Source organism: Pseudopedobacter sp. (genome assembly GCF_040392825.1).
Lineage (GTDB): Bacteria > Bacteroidota > Bacteroidia > Sphingobacteriales > Sphingobacteriaceae > Pseudopedobacter.
In genome coordinates this window covers 1-17,397 of the sequence record NZ_JBEBVH010000062.1, presented here as the reverse complement: position 1 = coordinate 17,397, position 17,397 = coordinate 1, and the positions used below count along the sequence as shown (strand labels likewise).

Here is a 17,397-nt window from a genome sequence, read left to right as displayed (position 1 = left end):
TTAAAGAGGTCTGATATTTAAGTTGTCATGAGGAGTGGGGTTGAAACTTGTTACAAAATAGAGAACAAAGGTGTTGACCCCGCTCAGCCTGACAATATTGCCAGATTTAGGCTATCAATCAGACGGAAAGCTCATGTTTAATCCCTGGGAATTATGCTATTGTCCTTTGTTTATAACGATGAAAATTGTTAATCGAGGTTCAAGATCTTTTTTTAGTAAAAACATAACTCTTAATATTCAAGTAAAGAAAATGAAACGCCTATTTTTAATTCCAGTAACTTTTTTGTGTTTCGTATCTGCTTATGCTCAAGGCGAATATTATGGTCTTTTAAAGAATGATACGTTGGTGGTGGGTAATGAGTTGATTGAAAGAAAGTTTATTTGGAACAAAGGGAATTTGATAACCCACAGTCTTACAGATAAATCATCTGACAAACATTGGTTTAATAAACATAAATCTCCTGATTTTCATTTTTCTAAAGACACAGAAAGTGTGTCAAATGCAGTATTTGTTTCCAGGGAAATAGCCGAGAATGAGATTCATCCGGCTTACTTAGAGGCAGAGGTTAGTTTCACGCTTGGAACCTTAAATATCAAAAAGATATATCGTATTTACAGTAACACACCGGCAATTGCATGTGATATTTACTTAAAAGGTAGTACAAGCACAATCCTGGATGGAAAAGCAACCAATCTGGCCGATTTAAAAAATATTGAGTTCAGTGAAGATATGCAGGCAAAACAGTCGTCGGCTGTTTTAGATCAAATAAAGCTTGACGGATTTCATTGGCAGACGAAGATCGTAGAGTTCTTCGATGTTACCGATTGGAATAATAACCTGGTATCCGAGCGTAAAATCATTCCATATCGTAAAAATTCATATAGAGGAAACCTGCTTTTTGCCCATAATATGGAAAACAACTGCGGTATTTTCTTCTTAAAAGAAGCACCCTCATCCAGTGTGCAATTAGCATATAATGGCTATGATTTTACAGCAGAATTTGGCCATTTCGCAGTAAGCGGTTTGGGTATGACAACAAGGGATATCGTATCAAATGAATGGCGAAAAGCTTATAGCAGCGTTATAGGCGTTTATAGCGGGTCTGAGCTTGAACAGCTTACGGCCTTAAGAGCCTACCAAAAAAATCTAAGAAAATTATTGCCTGAGCGTGATGAAATGGTAATGATGAATACCTGGGGCGATCGTAGTCAGGATGCTAAGGTAAACGAAAAATTTAGCCTGTTAGAAGTAGAAAGAGCTGCTCAATTAGGTATCTCTCATTTTCAGATAGATGATGGCTGGCAGGTTGGCAAAAGTCCGAATTCGGCTCTGGCAAAAGGTTCTTTCAAAAATATTTGGGATAATCCTGATTACTGGAAGCCAGATCCGATAAAGTATCCACGAGGTTTACACCCTATTGTTAAAAAAGGGAAACAACTTGGAGTAGAAATATGCCTGTGGTTTAATCCAAGTGTACAAGATAATTATGCAAATTGGCAGAAAGATGTAGCTGCTATAGTAGGATTATATAAAGAGTATGGTATCCGTACCTTTAAAATCGATGGGTTGGCTATTCCCAATAAAGAGTCAGAAATCAATCTTCGCAAACTATTTGATACTGTTCTTGAAAAAACGAACAATAATGTCGTATTTAATTTAGATGCTACAGCAGGGCGACGTGGAGGTTATCATTTATTCAATGAATATGGTAATGTATTTTTAGAGAATCGTTATACCGACTGGCAAAATTACTATCCATACTGGACCTTGCGTAATCTATGGCAACTGTCTAAATATGTTCCGGCAGAAAAATTACAGATCGAATTTCTAAATAAATGGAGGAATGCGGAAAAATATGGGAACGACATTTTTGCTCCACATAATTATTCATTCAACTATTTATTTGCGACAACTATGGCCGGACAACCATTGGCATGGTTTGAAGGTAGTGGTTTGCCTAAGGAAGCATTAAGCATTAAAAACCTGATAAGTTCTTATAAAAACATACAGCATGATTTTCATACCGGCGTAATCCTGCCAATTGGGGATGAACCATCGGGTAAATCGTGGACCGGTTTTCAGTCGGTAAAAGGAAAGCAAGGTTATTTTATTTTCTATAGAGAAAACACAGCTCATTCTTACGGCTTTATAAAAACCTGGTTATCGGAAGGTACTCAAGTAAAGTGTACACCGCTTTTAGGAAATGGAAAAACAATGGAGAGTACCATTGGTCATGATGGTACACTTAAAGTGGAACTCTCCAATCCGAATGACTTTGTAATGTACCGATACGAAATAATCCAACAATAGAAAAACATGAAGAAGCTATTTTTTACAATTTTGTTGTTTGCCCTTGCTAATAATTTGTTGGGACAAGAAAAATTTCAATTAAAATCACCTGACGGAAAGCTGGTCGCCGCAATTTCTTTAAGCGGTAAAATAAGCTATACCGTATCGCATGAAGGAGATATAATACTTAGTCCTTCAAACCTGTCTATGGAAATAGATAACGGAATAGTTTGGGGCAGAAATTCTAAACTAATCAATGCTAAAACAAAGGAAGTTAATCAGGAAATTGATGCGCATTTTTACAAAAAGCGTAAAATTACCGACCATTATAACGAACTGATACTGAATTTTAAAGAGGACTTCAATTTAATTTTCAGAGCCTATAATGAAGGTGTTGTCTATCGTTTTGTATCAACGGGCAACAAAGATTTTATAGTGAAAAATGAAGAAGCGTCGTTCAATTTCGATAAAGACTATCCTGCATATATTCCTTACGTAAAAGGAAAATTCAAGGATATAGAAAGTCAATACTTCAATTCGTTTGAAAATGAATATACATATACGCCTCTGCGTGGTATGCATAAAGATAAGCTAGCCTTCACACCTGTGATTATCAGTTTGGATGGTGGTAAAAAAGTTTGTCTTGCCGAGTCAGATTTAGAGAGTTATCCCGGGATGTACCTTATCAATTCAGATGGATCAACCTCCCTTCGGTCTGATTTTGCTAAACATCCAGCGGCGACAAAGCAAGGTGGGCATAACCAATTGCAACAGCTGGTTACTTCAAGGCAACCATACATTGCAAAAAGTAAGGCTAAATCTAAATTTCCATGGCGTATAATTATTGTTTCCACTAAGGATAAAGAGCTGGCTGATAATGATATGGTTTACAGGCTGGCATCGCCTTCAAGATTAAATGATTTATCGTGGATTAAACCGGGTAAGGTTGCCTGGGAATGGTGGAATCACTGGGGCCTTTCAAAAGTAGATTTTGAAGCCGGTATAAATAACGATACCTATAAAGCATATATAGATTTCGCATCAAAAAATAAGATCGAATATGTAATACTAGACGAAGGCTGGGCTGTAAATCTGCAGGCAGATCTATTTAAGGTGGTACCCGACATAGATTTAAAGGCACTAATAGCTTATGCAAATTCAAAAAACGTAGGTATAATCCTATGGGCCGGGTATTACGCTTTTGACAGAGACATGGAGCGAGTATGCAAGCACTATTCGGAAATGGGCGTAAAGGGCTTTAAGATAGATTTTATGGATCGCGACGATCAGCAAATGGTCGATTTCCATTACCGTACCGCAAGAACAGCGGCAAAATATAAGCTATTAGTAGATTTTCATGGTACCTATAAACCGACAGGTCTAAACCGAACTTATCCAAATGTCATTAATTTCGAAGCAGTTAACGGCCTTGAGCAAATGAAATGGAACGGTACCGAACTGGATCAGGTTACGTATGACGTTACTATGCCATTTATCCGTATGGTAGCAGGGCCTGTAGACTATACGCAAGGTGCAATGCGTAATGCTACCAAAAGAACCCATCGTGGGATTAATGATGAGCCTATGAGTCAGGGTACACGCTGTCGCCAATTAGCCGAATATGTAATCTTCGAATCTCCATTAAATATGTTGTGTGATAGTCCCACAAGCTATGAAAAGGAGCAGGAGTGTACTGATTTTATATCAGCTGTCCCAACCGTTTGGGACCATACAGTAGCGCTTGATGGACAAATTAGTCAGTACATAGCCATAGCCCGTGAAAAGGCAGGCGTTTGGTATGTAGGCGCTATGACTAATTGGGATGCCCGTACAATGGAACTCGATTTATCCTTTTTAAAGGAAGGTAGCTATATAGCAGAAGTTTATCGGGACGGCGCAAACGCAAACCGAATAGCGTCAGATTATAAAAAGGAAACCATTACTATTCCCGCCAATCGTAAAATGACAATCGCAATGGCGAAGGGTGGAGGTTTTGCAATGAAAATTTACAAGAAATAAAACTACTTAATCATTATGCAGTTGAAAGTATATAGTGTCTTATTAATCATCTTAACCAGCTTATTTTATTCTGATACGTACGCACAAGAAACTATGGCAAACGTTTACGGACGTAGCTTACAGTCTTTAAACGGTAAATGGGATGCTATTGTAGATTTATATGCCCAGGGACGTGGAAATAAGATTTATTTAAATAAAAAGCCGGAAGGCAAAACAGATTTTTATGAGTATTCTTTTGAAAACGGGCTTCGTTTAAACGTTCCTTCAGACTGGAATAGCCAGTTGCCTGAACTTAAATATTATGAGGGAACCATTTGGTATGCCCGTAAATTTGATGCATCCAAAGAAACAAACAAACGCTTATTTCTTTACTTTGGAGCGGTTAGTTACCGTTGCCGCATTTATCTGAACGGGAAGGAAATAGGTCAACACGAAGGCGGCTTTACTCCATTTCAAATAGAAATCACAAATGCCGTTAAAGAAAAGGACAACTTTCTTGCGGTGGAAGTCAATAATACAAGAACGGTTGATGCTATTCCGGCAATGGCCTTTGACTGGTGGAATTATGGAGGTATTACCAGAGACGTTTTTTTAGTAACTACACCTCAGGTTTTCATCGAAGATTATTTTATCCAATTAGATAAATACAAGTCAAACAAAATTGATGCTCGCGTAAAGCTTTCTGAAAAAATAGCAAATACCTCAGTCACTATTGAAATTCCAGAATTAAAGATTAAGCAAACATTCAAAACAGATCATAACGGAGAAATAAAGACTTCATTTACTGTTAATAAGGTTACACGTTGGTCGCCCCAATCGCCAAAACTATACGACGTTATAGTTTCCAGTGAAAGTGATAAAATAGAAGAAAAAATAGGTTTCCGCAACATCTGGGTAAAAGGAGAAAATATCTATCTGAATGATCGGCCCCTATTTTTGAAAGCAATATCATTTCACGAAGAAATTCCACAGCGCAAAGGGCGCGCTTTTTCTGAAGCAGATGCAGTTATGCTGTTATCTGAAGCTAAAGCTTTGGGCTGCAATATGATTCGTCTGGCACATTATCCGCAAAATGAATATACAGTGAGGCTTGCCGAGAAAATGGGTTTTCTGCTTTGGGAAGAAATACCTATTTGGCAGGGAATAGATTTCAAAAATGAAGAAACAAAGGCAAAAGCCGGTAAAATGATCCAGGAAATGGTGATGCGCGATAAAAACCGTTGTGCATTAGCTTTTTGGGGTGTAGCCAATGAAACGCAACCCTCAGAGCCACGTAACCAGTTTCTCAAATACCTTATTGACAGATGCAAAGCCATAGACACTACACGCCTCATTACTGCTGCTTTTGACCTTGTCCGGTTTGACAGAGACAAACAAGTGTTTGTAATGAATGATCCATTCATAAAAGAGCTGGATGTTGTAGCAGTAAACAAATATATGGGTTGGTATCATCAGTGGCCAGTATCGCCAGAAAAAGCTGTTTGGGACGTAGCTAAGGGGCAGCCCTTGATTATTTCTGAATTCGGAGGCGAGGCACTTTACGGGAAAATTGGCGATGCACATACTGTGAGTTCATGGAGCGAAGATTATCAGGCTACGCTTTATAAAGATAACCTGGAAATGTTTAAGCATATCCCAAACTTACGCGGTACAGCACCCTGGATATTATTTGATTTCCGCTCTCCATTTCGTTTCCACCCAATCAATCAGGAAGGCTGGAATCGTAAAGGATTAATCTCCGATCAGGGATATAGAAAAAAAGCATGGTATTTAATGAAGGAATATTATGATCGTATTAAATAGTACCAACCTGTACCAGGTAATGAAAGCGACTGCTTTACTAATGTTTTTTTGCTTTAGTGTTTTTTCGGCTAAAGGGCAGGAGCCTAATTACGATGAATCTAAAGTACCTCCATACCAATTGCCAGATCCTTTAAAAATGGAAAATGGGCAAATGGTTCGTAATACAGATGATTGGAACGATAAGCGCAGGCCGGAAATACTTAACCTGTTTGAATCGCAGGTTTATGGTAAAGCACCAGTACACCCAAAAGATTTGCATTTCCGTGTGTTAACTGAAGATAGGTATGCCTTAGGCAACATGGCAACCAGAAAGGAAGTTGCAGTCTACTTTACAAAAGACGAGCAGCATTACATGACGATTCTAATATACATACCAAACAAGCGTAACGGTGCTGTACCGTTGTTTTTTGGTCTCAATTTCAAGGGGAACCATACCATTTGCGATGATCCGGATATAACGGAGTCGATAACACGTATGAAACCACGTGACGGGAATGATGAAAAACAACCAGGTACATTTAAGCGAGGGGCAGAATCTTCCCGCTGGCCGGTTGACATGCTTATAGCTAATGGTTATGCATTGGCAACGGTTTATCGTGGAGACATTGATCCGGATTATGATGACGGTTTTCAAAACGGTGTACATCCGCTATTCTATAAAGAGGGTCAGACTAAGCCAAAGTCAGATGAATGGGGAACACTGTCTGCATGGGCCTGGGGATTAAGTTGTGCAATGGATTATTTTGAGACTGATGAAGATATTAATAGCAACAAGGTTGCTGTTGTGGGGCACTCTCGACATGGAAAGACAGCGCTATGGGCGGGGGCCGTCGATCAACGTTTCGCAATGGCAATTTCTAATAATTCAGGTTGTGGCGGAGCTGCGCTATCCAGACGTAAGTATGGAGAGACGGTTCGTAAAGTCAATACGCTCTTTCCTCATTGGTTTGCCGGAAACTTCAAAAAATATAACGATAAAGAAGAGCTATTACCAGTAGATCAGCATCAGCTTATTGCTTTGATGGCTCCTCGACCAGTATATATTGCCAGTGCAGTAGAAGATAGATGGGCTGATCCTAAAGGTGAATTTCTGTCTGGTGTATTTGCAACCCCGGTTTATGAGCTATTTGGTCTTGAAGGGTTGAATGGTGCATCACTCCCGGAAATTGACCAGCCTTTATTGAACGGTTCTATAGGTTATCATCTGCGTTCAGGAGACCATGACATCAAATTATATGACTGGCAGCAGTTTGTGAAGTTTGCTGATAAACATTTTAAATAATATATCAAATCATATTCAATAAGATGAATAATAAAATTTTGAGTTGTGTGCTGTTTTTAGCAGGGTTGGTATCTACTAATTATCAATCCAGAGCGGATGATGCCCGGCCATTAAAATCAGTTGTCGAAAGTGCTTTCTCTTTTGCGGAAAAGCAGTCTTTGCTGATGGCCGAAAAATACAAGGACCAGGTGGGGAGGCTACCGCGTACCTATGAAAAGGGGAAGGATATATCTTCCGATTCTCGTTGGTGGTGCAGCGGTTTCTTTCCCGGATCATTATGGTATATCTATGAAAACAAACGAAATCAGGATATTCTCAAATACGCAGAACTATATACAGATAGGGTAGAAAGAGAAAAATATACGACTGATAACCATGATGTGGGTTTCATGATCTATTGCAGTTTTGGTAATGGTTATCGTTTAACAAAAAATAAAAAGTACGAAGAAGTGATGCTGACGGCTGCCAAATCGTTAAGTACACGATATAAACCTCAGGTTGGATTAATCCGCTCGTGGGACCACAATAAGGAAAACTGGCAATACCCTGTAATTATTGATAACATCATGAATTTGGAGCTTTTGCTTTGGGCATCTGATTACTCCGGAGATGAAAAATTCAAACAGATAGCTTTATCGCATGCCGATAAAACAATACAACACCATTTCAGACCAGATTACAGCTCTTATCATGTGGTTTCTTATGATACTATTTCCGGAATACCTCATCTGAAGCAAACACATCAAGGGTTTTCCGATGAATCTTCCTGGAGCCGTGGACAGGCATGGGGACTTTACGGATATACCTATTTGTACAGAGAAACAAAAGACCAGCGTTATCTGCAACAAGCCAAAAACATTGCAAATTATTTGGTGAATCATCCTCATATGCCGGAGGATTATATCCCATACTGGGATTATAATAGCCCGGATATTCCAAATACGTATCGTGATGTATCCGCAGCGACACTTATGGCTTCTGCGCTGATAGAGCTGAGTGAATTTGTTGATAAAAGCCTCGCTCAGAAATATATGCAAGTTGTAGAAACTCAAATCAGAACCTTATCCACACCAGCTTATACTGCTAAACTGGGAGAAAACGGATGTTTCATCCTAAAACACAGCGTCGGTTCTTACCCTGCCAAATCAGAAGTTGATGTGCCTCTTACTTACGCAGATTACTATTACCTGGAAGCCCTGAGCAGATTAAAGAAAAAGATTTAAAACTAATTTGAATAGAGATTGAGATGAATTACAAGATAAAAAGATACTTAAAGAGCTTACTAATAATCCTATTATTTATACAGCATTATCCGCTCACAGCACAAACAATAGAGTTAGATTTATCCGGTACATGGAGGTTCCAAACTGATCTGATGGATTTTCGCCGAGGTTCGCTTTCTCCAAGATACAACCACATTTTGCAAGATAAAATTGAACTGCCCGGAATTACAGATGATTATCAAATTGGTTATAAATCTCCATATCGCCATATTGATCGTTTAACAAGGAAATATGAATACATGGGGCCGGCATGGTATCAACGTGACATAGAGATCCCCGCAGCCTGGAAAGGTAAGCGAATATTCATGTATTTTGAGCGTACACATTGGCTAAGCTCTATTTATGTGGACACTAAGGAGGTAAGTAAAATAGATTTTATAAGCGTTCCTCATAACCATGATTTAACCGAGTTTGTTAAACCCGGAACAACTCATCGTATAACCGTTTGTATAGATAATAGATTTCAATACAATACTCATAAATGGAACCATGCACATACCGAATTCACCCAAATTAACTGGAATGGTATCTTAGGGGAAATGAAGCTGATAGCTGTAGATCCGGTTTATATTGAGGATTTACAGGTGTACCCGAACATTACGGAAAAATCGTTAAAAGTTAAACTTCAAATAAACAACAACACCAGAAAAGCAATAAATGGTCAAGCTACCATTACCATATCCGGTAACAAATACAATCTAACTAAAAATATATCCGTAGCGGGTAAAGACTCTGTAGTTTTTGTTGAAGGTACAGTTCAACTGGGGAATAATATAAAACTATGGGATGAGTTCAATCCTAATCTTTATGACGTCACCTGTCAGTTAAACACTTTTGATGATAAGGCAAAGTATCAGCATAAGAAATCAACCACTTTTGGAATGCGTGAAGTAAAACAAGGTAAAAACCATGTTTTAATAAATAATCTACCTGATCACTTAATAGGAAATGTAGAAAATGCCGTTTTCCCTAAAACTGGTTATGCTCCGGTAGATGATGCATCGTGGGAAAGAATCATGTTGCTAATGAAAGATTACGGAATGAATCATATGCGTTTCCATTCGTGGTGTCCGCCAAAAGCTGCTTTTCGTATGGCAGATAAACATGGGATTTATTTTGAGGTAGAAATGCCAATGTGGGGTAAAGATGCCGAGCCGGATGAAGCCCGTTATAATTTCTTCCGTCGCGAAATCAAAGCTATCTTAAAGGAATATGGAAATCATCCTTCGTTCATTTTGTATTGCAATGGCAATGAAATTACCGGCAATTTTGATTTTATAGAAGAGCTTACTGCTGAAGGAAGAAAATTTGATCCTCGTCATTTATATAGTGGTTCAACGGCGAGAACCCGCGTGAAATCAGATCAGTATTATGTTTCGCAACAAACCAATAAAGGTCCGGTTAAAGTTTACGAAGGCCTACCCAATACAGATTGGGATAGAAATACAGAGTCTGATGTAGATGTGCCCGTAATATCCCATGAAACAGGACAACGTTGTATTTATCCTAATTTCGAAGAAATAAAGAAATATGCAAATAGCCCGGTAGAAGCCCGGAATTTCGAAGTGTTCAGAGAACTGTTGGATAAGAACGGAATGCTGGATCAGGCGAATGATTTTTTTAAAGCATCAGGAGCTTTAACCGTGTTGGAATACAAAGCGGTAATCGAAGCGCTTCTGCGTTCGTCTAAATCGGCCGGTTTTCAGTTGTTATCAATCAATGATTTTCCAGGGCAAGGTTATGCACCCGTCGGGATACTCGATCCGTTTTGGGATTCAAAAGGATTGATTACCCCGGAAAAGTTCAGAGAATTCTGTGCACCTACGGTAGCATTATTACGTTATGAAAAGAGCTCATATTTTAATAATGAAACTTTTACAGGTAAGGCAGAAGTTTACAATTTTAGTAATTCTGCAATCAAAAATGCCAAATTAAGGTGGTGGCTAACGGATGAAAACGGAAAAGTGCTTCGTAAAGGGAACCTGAAAACTCAAACAATAGCCAATGACCATGTTTCACCGGTAGGAGAGTTCTCTATACCATTAAACGGTATCGCTTCTTCTCAGAAGCTAACGGTTCATTTAGCAGTAAACGATGATATAAAAAATAGCTGGAATATATGGGTGTATCCAAAACACGAATCATTAATGGCTTCCACAGATCAGGTTCTTTACACGGCGGTATATGACGAAGCTGCAAAAAAGCAACTTGCTCAGGGAAAAACTGTCGTATTATGCCCTTCACCAAACAAAGTAAAAGGCCGTAAATCTGTTTTTCATAACCATTTCTGGAACCCTATTATGTTTGCATGGCCTCCAATGACTATTGGATGTTTAATCAAGAACGATTCGCCGGTTTTTAAGGATTTTACCACGTCTTACCACACCGATTGGCAATGGTGGGACATTTTAAACAATGCTAAAGTTATTGAAATGAAAGATGCTCCAACCGCATTACGTCCATTTGTACAAGTGATTGATAGTTATGACAATAATGCCAAATTGGGGATCGGTTTCGAAGCTAAAGTCAATGGCGGAAAACTATTGGTTTTGGCGGTAGATACAAAAAAAGATATGGACAAACGTCCGGCTACACAGCAGCTATTGAAAAGTATCGATAACTATGTGAAAAGCGATAAATTCTCGCCTCAGATAACTGTAGAAGAGTCGTTTATCCAATCATTCTTAATAAAGTAATCAACAAATAAAATATGATAAGAATACCTCTGTTGTTGCTGATTTTGTTTTTTCACACTTCATTAGTGGGCCAGGAAATTATTTTAGATAAAAAGGCATCCTTAGAGCAAGTCTACCAGGAAGCTTATGAATCGGATGGTTTGCTGCCGATGAACGAGTTGGATATGGAATTTGGATATGTATTATATCAATCTGAAATTACAACCGAGACAGAAAGCGCAGCATTAGCGCTCGAAAATGTCAGGGACTACGCTGCGGTATATATCGACGGTAAATTGCAGGGGATATTAACAAATAGCCAGAAAGAAATAAGTATTAACACGTCTCCTGGTAAACATCAGTTGGAATTATACGTCGAAAATATTGGGCGCATAACCTATGGACCGGAAATATTAGACAATTCGAAAGGTTTGTTTGGAAACATCAGTTTAGAGGGTGAACCAGTTGAAAATTGGAAAATGATTCCCTTAAATATAAGAGAATGCGTAGTGCAGGATTTAGTTTTTGATAGTTCCATAGATACTCAAACTCCAGGTTTTTACAAAGGGACCTTTTATATACGGAGTCAGGAAAACACTTACCTCGATACATCTGGTTGGGGTATGGGAGAGGTATGGATTAACAATAAGTATTTAGGCTCTTTTTGGGAACAGGAAAAACAAAAATCTATACAAATCCAATCTGATGATTTGATACAGGGTAAAAATGAAATTGTTGTATTCGATTTGAAAAACTATCAGCAAAAGTCTATGAGATTATCGGCTACACCGGTTTTCAACTAAAAACATTAATAGCGTTTATGAAAAAAAATATAATTCACTGTTTAGTATTTCTGATAGTTTTTACGTCAACTTTATTTGCAGGCAATAAAAAGGACAAGCTTCTATACAAAGATGCCAAACAACCTATAGAAAAGCGTATCGAAGATTTACTATCACGCATGACTTTAGAAGAAAAGGTCATGCAGCTCAATCAATATACACTAGGGCGGAATGATAATGCCAATAATATGGCAGATCCCGTAAATGATATACCAGGAGAAATTGGTTCGCTGATCTATTTCAGTAGCAATCCGGAATTGCGTAATAAAGTACAAAAGAAGGCAATTGAGCAAACACGTTTGGGAATTCCTATCATATTTGGTTATGATGTGATCCACGGTTTTCGCACTTTGTATCCAATATCATTAGGGCAAGCCAGTTCCTGGAATCCGGCATTGGTAGAAAAAGCCTGTGCCGTTGCTGCGCAGGAAGCTAGAATGTCTGGAGTTGATTGGACTTTCTCACCAATGATAGATGTTGCTCGGGATGGACGTTGGGGAAGAGTTGCAGAGGGGTATGGGGAGGATACGTATACTAACGCTATATTTGCTGCTGCATCAGTGAAAGGGTATCAGGGAAATGATTTATCCAGTGAAAAAAATGTAGCTGCCTGTCTTAAACACTATATTGGTTATGGAGCATCGGAGGCTGGACGAGATTATGTTTATACAGAGATTTCAAAACAAACCCTTTGGGATACTTATATGCTGCCTTACGAAGCAGGTGTAAAAGCAGGGGCGGCAACATTAATGAGCTCTTTTAATGATATCAGCGGTACGCCCGGTTCTGCAAATTATTATACATTAACAGAGGTGTTAAAAAACAGATGGAAACACGATGGCTTTGTCGTTTCGGACTGGGGTTCTATAGAACAGCTTCGCCCGCAGGGTGTTGCAGCAAATAAGAAAGAGGCGGCATTAAAAGCATTTAAGGCTGGTTTAGAAATGGATATGATGAACCGGTGTTATGACAATCACCTTGGCGAGCTTGTCAAAGAAGGAAAAGTCTCGCAGGAACAACTTAACGAAGCTGTGAGACGTGTCTTAAGGGTGAAGTTTAGATTGGGATTGTTCGATAGGCCTTACACTCCTGAAAGTACAGAAAAAGAAAGGTTTTATCGTCCCGAGAACTTAAAAATAGCCGAGCAATTGGCAGAGGAATCTATCGTTTTGCTGAAGAATCAGAATAAAACATTACCATTAAGGCGTGTTTCTAAAATAGCAGTGGTAGGCCCAATGGCAAAAAGCCAATGGAACTTATTAGGATCGTGGGCAGCTCAGGGTAAATCTGAAGATATCCCAAGTATTTTTGATGCTATAAAAGCAGAGTACAAAAACCAGGCGGAAGTTTCATATGCTTTAGGCTGCGAGTTTGACGGGAATGATAGATCTAAGTTTGAAGAAGCCAAAAGTATAGCTTCAAAAGCAGATGTTATTTTGTTTTGTTTAGGAGAAAAGAAAGACTGGAGCGGAGAGAATGCTTCACGCTCTTCCATAGCCTTACCTAAAATCCAGGAAGATTTGGTAATGGAATTAAAAAAGCTTGGAAAGCCTGTAATATTGATTTTGTCTAATGGTCGCCCACTGGAATTGAATGGTCTGGAGCCAATCAGTGATGCCATTCTTACCATGTGGCAACCGGGAACACCAGGTGGCAAACCCCTTGCCGGAGTTTTATCCGGACGTGTAAATCCTTCAGGAAAATTGGCGATGACATTCCCTTATTCTACCGGACAAATTCCTATCTATTATAATCATAGAAGAAGTGCCCGTCCTCATCAGGGTAAGTATCAGGATATTCCTATTGCTCCATTATATGAGTTTGCCCATGGATTAAGCTATACCACATTCCAATATGCTGATTTAAAAGCTTCGGCATTATCATTAAAGCCAGATGGTAAACTTACAATGGAAATTGCTGTCACCAATACTGGTGATGTTGACGGATATGAAACCGTTCATTGGTTTATCAATGATCCTGTATCCACAATTTCCCGCCCGGTGAAAGAATTGAAATTTTTTGAAAAGAAAATGATCAAAAAAGGAGAAACAGCAACTTATCAGTTCATAGTTGACCTGAAGCGGGATTTTGGTTTTATTGATGAAGATGGAGAGCGCTTTCTGGAAGCAGGGGATTATTATGTAATGGTAAAAGATAAAAAAATTAAGATTGAGATCGTTAATTAATAAAAAGGAATGTATTGAGGATCGATAAGGTGTAGAATTTTATTGAGTTTACCAGCATTTGAAAAAAAGAGTCAATCTTTTCAGGCTATTAGTTACATATAGAATTGATTAAATAAGGGGGGAGATGTTCATTATATATCTTCCCTTTTTTAGTAGATACAGTTTCGGAACGTCTAGCGTAACGATTTGGAAACAGATTTTTTAGGTATAAAAAAAGGAGACAACCAATATATGGTGTCTCCTTAAGTAGCCCGTAGGGGAATCGAACCCCTGTTTCAAGAATGAAAATCTTGCGTCCTAACCCCTAGACGAACGGGCCAAAAAAAGGAAGTATCTTTCAGCTTCCTTAGGTAGCGGGGACCAGACTCGAACTGATGACCTTCGGGTTATGAGCCCGACGAGCTACCAACTGCTCCACCCCGCACTATATTTTGTGTTCAAAACTTCAAATTTTTAAAGCAATCGCTGCTTTTTTATTCGTTAGAAGATTTATATCTTGTTCCGAATTGGACTGCAAAGATATAATTCGTTTCTTTGTGTTCCAAATAAATTTTAAAAAATATTTTAGATGTCGCACAAAGCAGGTTTTGTTAGTATCGTAGGTAAGCCAAATGCAGGTAAATCAACATTGATGAACACGTTGGTAGGAGAGAAAATGGCTATTATTACGTCCAAGGCTCAAACTACAAGACACCGTATTATTGGGATTGTTAACGAAGACGATTATCAAATTGTTTTTTCGGATACACCAGGAATTATCAAACCAGCGTATAAACTGCAAGAGACCATGATGGATGCAGTAAAAGGTTCGTTGGTAGATGCAGATATTCTGTTGTTTGTAACAGATATTAATGAGAAGCATGATGAACAGGACGTATTGGATAAGATTAAAGGGTCTGCAGCCAAGCTCTTGATCCTGATTAACAAGATTGATGAATCTAATCAGGAAAAAGTAGAAGAAAAAATTAGCTATTGGAAAGAAAAATTGAATCCGGATGGAATTATTGGAATATCTGCTTTGCATAATTATAATGTAGAAAAGATCATGACCTTTATTAAAGAGAACCTGCCGGAGCATCCACCATATTATGATAAAGAAGAGCTGACCACAAGAAGCGAGCGCTTTTTTGTTTCGGAAATGATAAGAGAAAAAATCTTTAAGTTCTACAAAAAGGAAATTCCTTATAGTACCGAGGTTCTGGTGACATCTTTTAAAGAGAGTAAAAACTTAATTCGCATCAGTGCCGAGGTCATTGTAGAAAGGGATTCCCAAAAGAATATCCTGATAGGAACCGGAGGTTCCATGTTAAAGAAAATTGGAACTTATGCCAGACAGGATATGGAAGATTTTCTGCAAAAAAAGGTTTTTCTGGAGATTTTTGTGAAAGTAATTCCAGATTGGAGAAATAGAAGTAGTTACCTTAAGAATTTCGGTTACGAGGAATAATTCCGCAACAATTTAAGTGAGGTCGTTAAACCGCGAATTTATTTTAACTACTTTTGCAAGATTAATAATTATGCCGGCATGATAAGGCTGGGAAAAACAAAAATATATGGGAAATATAGTAGCGATCGTCGGGAGACCGAACGTGGGAAAATCTACATTGTACAACAGACTTACGGAAACACGTAAAGCCATTGTAGATGATATGAGCGGTGTAACCCGCGATAGACATTATGGATTGGCAGAATGGACAGACAAAAGTTTTACTGTAATTGATACAGGAGGCTATGTGGCCAATTCGGAAGATGTCTTTGAAATAGCTATCAGAGAACAGGTGCTCATTGCTATTGAAGAAGCGACATCAATTATTTTTATGGTAGATGTTACAACAGGAATAACCGATTTGGACGATGATATTGCAGCTATTCTAAGAAGAAGCAAAAAGCCTGTTTTTGTTGCTGTAAACAAAGTAGACAATAATCAACTGCTAGCAGATGCAGCCCAGTTTTACAGTTTTGGATTAGGAGAGATTTATTGTCTTTCCTCTATGACAGGTTCGGGAACCGGGGAGTTACTGGACGAAGTGGTTAAAACTTTTGATGAAACTGCAGAAGTAGAAAATGATTTACCTGTCTTTGCTATTGTTGGGAGACCTAATGTGGGTAAATCATCTATGATAAATGCCCTGTTAGGTAAAGACAGAAATATTGTAACCAATGTGGCAGGTACTACCCGAGATTCTATCCATATTCACTATAAACAATTTGGCCATGACTTCATGTTGGTTGATACCGCAGGTTTAAGGAAGAAGACCAAGGTGAGGGAAAATATAGAGTTTTATTCGGTAATGAGAACCATAGGCGCTTTAGAGGAGGCCGATGTTATTATTCTCATGTTGGATGCTACTGAGGGAATCGAATCTCAGGATATAAATATCTTCCATTTGGCAGAAAAAAACCGGAAAGGCGTTGTTTTAGTGGTAAATAAGTGGGATTTGGTAGAAAAAGATCATAAAACAGCTAAAGCTTTTGAAGATACCATCAAAGAAAAGATAGCTCCGTTTACAGATGTTCCGATTATTTTTACGTCTGTAAGCGAAAAGCAGCGTATTTTTAAGACTTTGGAAGCGGCTCAGAAGGTTTATGATAATAGAAAGAAAAAAATCAGCACATCCAAGCTAAATGACTTTCTTTTGCCTGTTATCGAAAAGACCCCGCCTCCAGCGACAAAAGGAAAGCACATCAAGATCAAGTATATTACACAAATTAATGCTTCTACTCCAATGTTCGCATTTTTCTGTAATTTGCCTCAATATATCAAAGATCCATATAAGCGTTTTCTGGAAAATAAGCTTAGACAGGAGTTTGATTTTACTGGGGTGCCTTTACAGTTATTCTTTAGGCAGAAATAAGTTTGAAAATAATATAAGAAGAGATAAGCGCCACTTGAGTTTTCAGGTGGCGTTTTTGTTTATCCTTTTTACAATTATAGGTTTCAGTGGTTTTTGTGCTTCTAGTCAGAATTGAAATGTTAAAAATCTGAAACTTTGCGGAATGTAAAGAGCGATATAAGC

General features: G+C 38.4%; 10 protein-coding genes and 2 tRNA genes. 10 read left to right on the top strand and 2 right to left on the bottom strand.

Annotation, left to right across the window (positions count from 1 at the left end):
• The first annotated feature begins 250 nt into the window (after nucleotides 1-250).
• Genes ABWO41_RS06450 through ABWO41_RS06415 form a run of 8 tightly spaced genes read left to right on the top strand, consistent with a single transcriptional unit; the run spans nucleotide 251 to nucleotide 14,380 of the window.
• The gene (locus tag ABWO41_RS06450) at nucleotides 251-2,311 is read left to right on the top strand and encodes an alpha-galactosidase (protein ID WP_353135218.1); all 2,061 of its coding nucleotides are present in this window, start codon (nucleotides 251-253) and stop codon (nucleotides 2,309-2,311) included.
• 6 nt (nucleotides 2,312-2,317) lie between these two features.
• Entirely contained in the window at nucleotides 2,318-4,309 is a 1,992-nt protein-coding gene (locus ABWO41_RS06445; RefSeq protein WP_353135216.1) for a retaining alpha-galactosidase, read from the top strand.
• Nucleotides 4,310-4,324: 15 nt separating this feature from the next.
• Entirely contained in the window at nucleotides 4,325-6,112 is a 1,788-nt protein-coding gene (locus tag ABWO41_RS06440) for a glycoside hydrolase family 2 protein (protein WP_353135213.1), read from the top strand.
• On the top strand, nucleotides 6,096-7,394 hold the full coding sequence (locus ABWO41_RS06435) for a glucuronyl esterase domain-containing protein (protein ID WP_353135210.1): 1,299 nt from the start codon (nucleotides 6,096-6,098) through the stop codon (nucleotides 7,392-7,394). The genes ABWO41_RS06440 and ABWO41_RS06435 overlap by 17 nt, the downstream gene beginning before the upstream one ends.
• Nucleotides 7,395-7,417: 23 nt before the next feature.
• Nucleotides 7,418-8,617, top strand: a complete 1,200-nt coding sequence (locus tag ABWO41_RS06430; protein WP_353135207.1) for a glycoside hydrolase family 88 protein — start codon at nucleotides 7,418-7,420, stop codon at nucleotides 8,615-8,617.
• Between the two features lie 23 nt (nucleotides 8,618-8,640).
• Nucleotides 8,641-11,373 (top strand): DUF8487 domain-containing protein, encoded by a 2,733-nt coding sequence (locus tag ABWO41_RS06425; protein ID WP_353135204.1) that lies wholly within the window; start codon nucleotides 8,641-8,643, stop codon nucleotides 11,371-11,373.
• 14 nt (nucleotides 11,374-11,387) lie between these two features.
• On the top strand, nucleotides 11,388-12,155 hold the full coding sequence (locus ABWO41_RS06420) for a glycoside hydrolase family 35 protein (RefSeq protein ID WP_353135201.1): 768 nt from the start codon (nucleotides 11,388-11,390) through the stop codon (nucleotides 12,153-12,155).
• 17 nt (nucleotides 12,156-12,172) lie between these two features.
• Nucleotides 12,173-14,380, top strand: a complete 2,208-nt coding sequence (locus ABWO41_RS06415; RefSeq protein ID WP_353135198.1) for a glycoside hydrolase family 3 N-terminal domain-containing protein — start codon at nucleotides 12,173-12,175, stop codon at nucleotides 14,378-14,380.
• Between the two features lie 247 nt (nucleotides 14,381-14,627).
• Here ABWO41_RS06415 and ABWO41_RS06410 read toward each other — a convergent pair.
• Both ABWO41_RS06410 and ABWO41_RS06405 read right to left on the bottom strand, forming a co-directional pair.
• Nucleotides 14,628-14,699: transfer RNA gene (locus tag ABWO41_RS06410), tRNA-Glu, on the bottom strand.
• Nucleotides 14,700-14,731: 32 nt separating this feature from the next.
• A tRNA-Met gene (locus ABWO41_RS06405) sits at nucleotides 14,732-14,804 on the bottom strand.
• A 144-nt stretch (nucleotides 14,805-14,948) separates the two neighbouring features.
• Here ABWO41_RS06405 and era point away from each other — a divergent pair.
• Both era and der read left to right on the top strand, forming a co-directional pair.
• Nucleotides 14,949-15,827, top strand: a complete 879-nt coding sequence (gene era / locus ABWO41_RS06400; RefSeq protein ID WP_353135195.1) for a GTPase Era — start codon at nucleotides 14,949-14,951, stop codon at nucleotides 15,825-15,827.
• A 106-nt stretch (nucleotides 15,828-15,933) separates the two neighbouring features.
• Nucleotides 15,934-17,235, top strand: a complete 1,302-nt coding sequence (der, locus tag ABWO41_RS06395) for a ribosome biogenesis GTPase Der (RefSeq protein WP_353135192.1) — start codon at nucleotides 15,934-15,936, stop codon at nucleotides 17,233-17,235.
• Nucleotides 17,236-17,397 lie beyond the last annotated feature (162 nt).

Coding starts and splice junctions, on each gene's coding strand:
- ABWO41_RS06450 (WP_353135218.1), top strand. CDS start 251: ATGAAACGCCTATTTTTAATTCCAGTAACTTTTTTGTGTTTCGTATCT.
- ABWO41_RS06445 (WP_353135216.1), top strand. CDS start 2,318: ATGAAGAAGCTATTTTTTACAATTTTGTTGTTTGCCCTTGCTAATAAT.
- ABWO41_RS06440 (WP_353135213.1), top strand. CDS start 4,325: ATGCAGTTGAAAGTATATAGTGTCTTATTAATCATCTTAACCAGCTTA.
- ABWO41_RS06435 (WP_353135210.1), top strand. CDS start 6,096: ATGATCGTATTAAATAGTACCAACCTGTACCAGGTAATGAAAGCGACT.
- ABWO41_RS06430 (WP_353135207.1), top strand. CDS start 7,418: ATGAATAATAAAATTTTGAGTTGTGTGCTGTTTTTAGCAGGGTTGGTA.
- ABWO41_RS06425 (WP_353135204.1), top strand. CDS start 8,641: ATGAATTACAAGATAAAAAGATACTTAAAGAGCTTACTAATAATCCTA.
- ABWO41_RS06420 (WP_353135201.1), top strand. CDS start 11,388: ATGATAAGAATACCTCTGTTGTTGCTGATTTTGTTTTTTCACACTTCA.
- ABWO41_RS06415 (WP_353135198.1), top strand. CDS start 12,173: ATGAAAAAAAATATAATTCACTGTTTAGTATTTCTGATAGTTTTTACG.
- era (WP_353135195.1), top strand. CDS start 14,949: ATGTCGCACAAAGCAGGTTTTGTTAGTATCGTAGGTAAGCCAAATGCA.
- der (WP_353135192.1), top strand. CDS start 15,934: ATGGGAAATATAGTAGCGATCGTCGGGAGACCGAACGTGGGAAAATCT.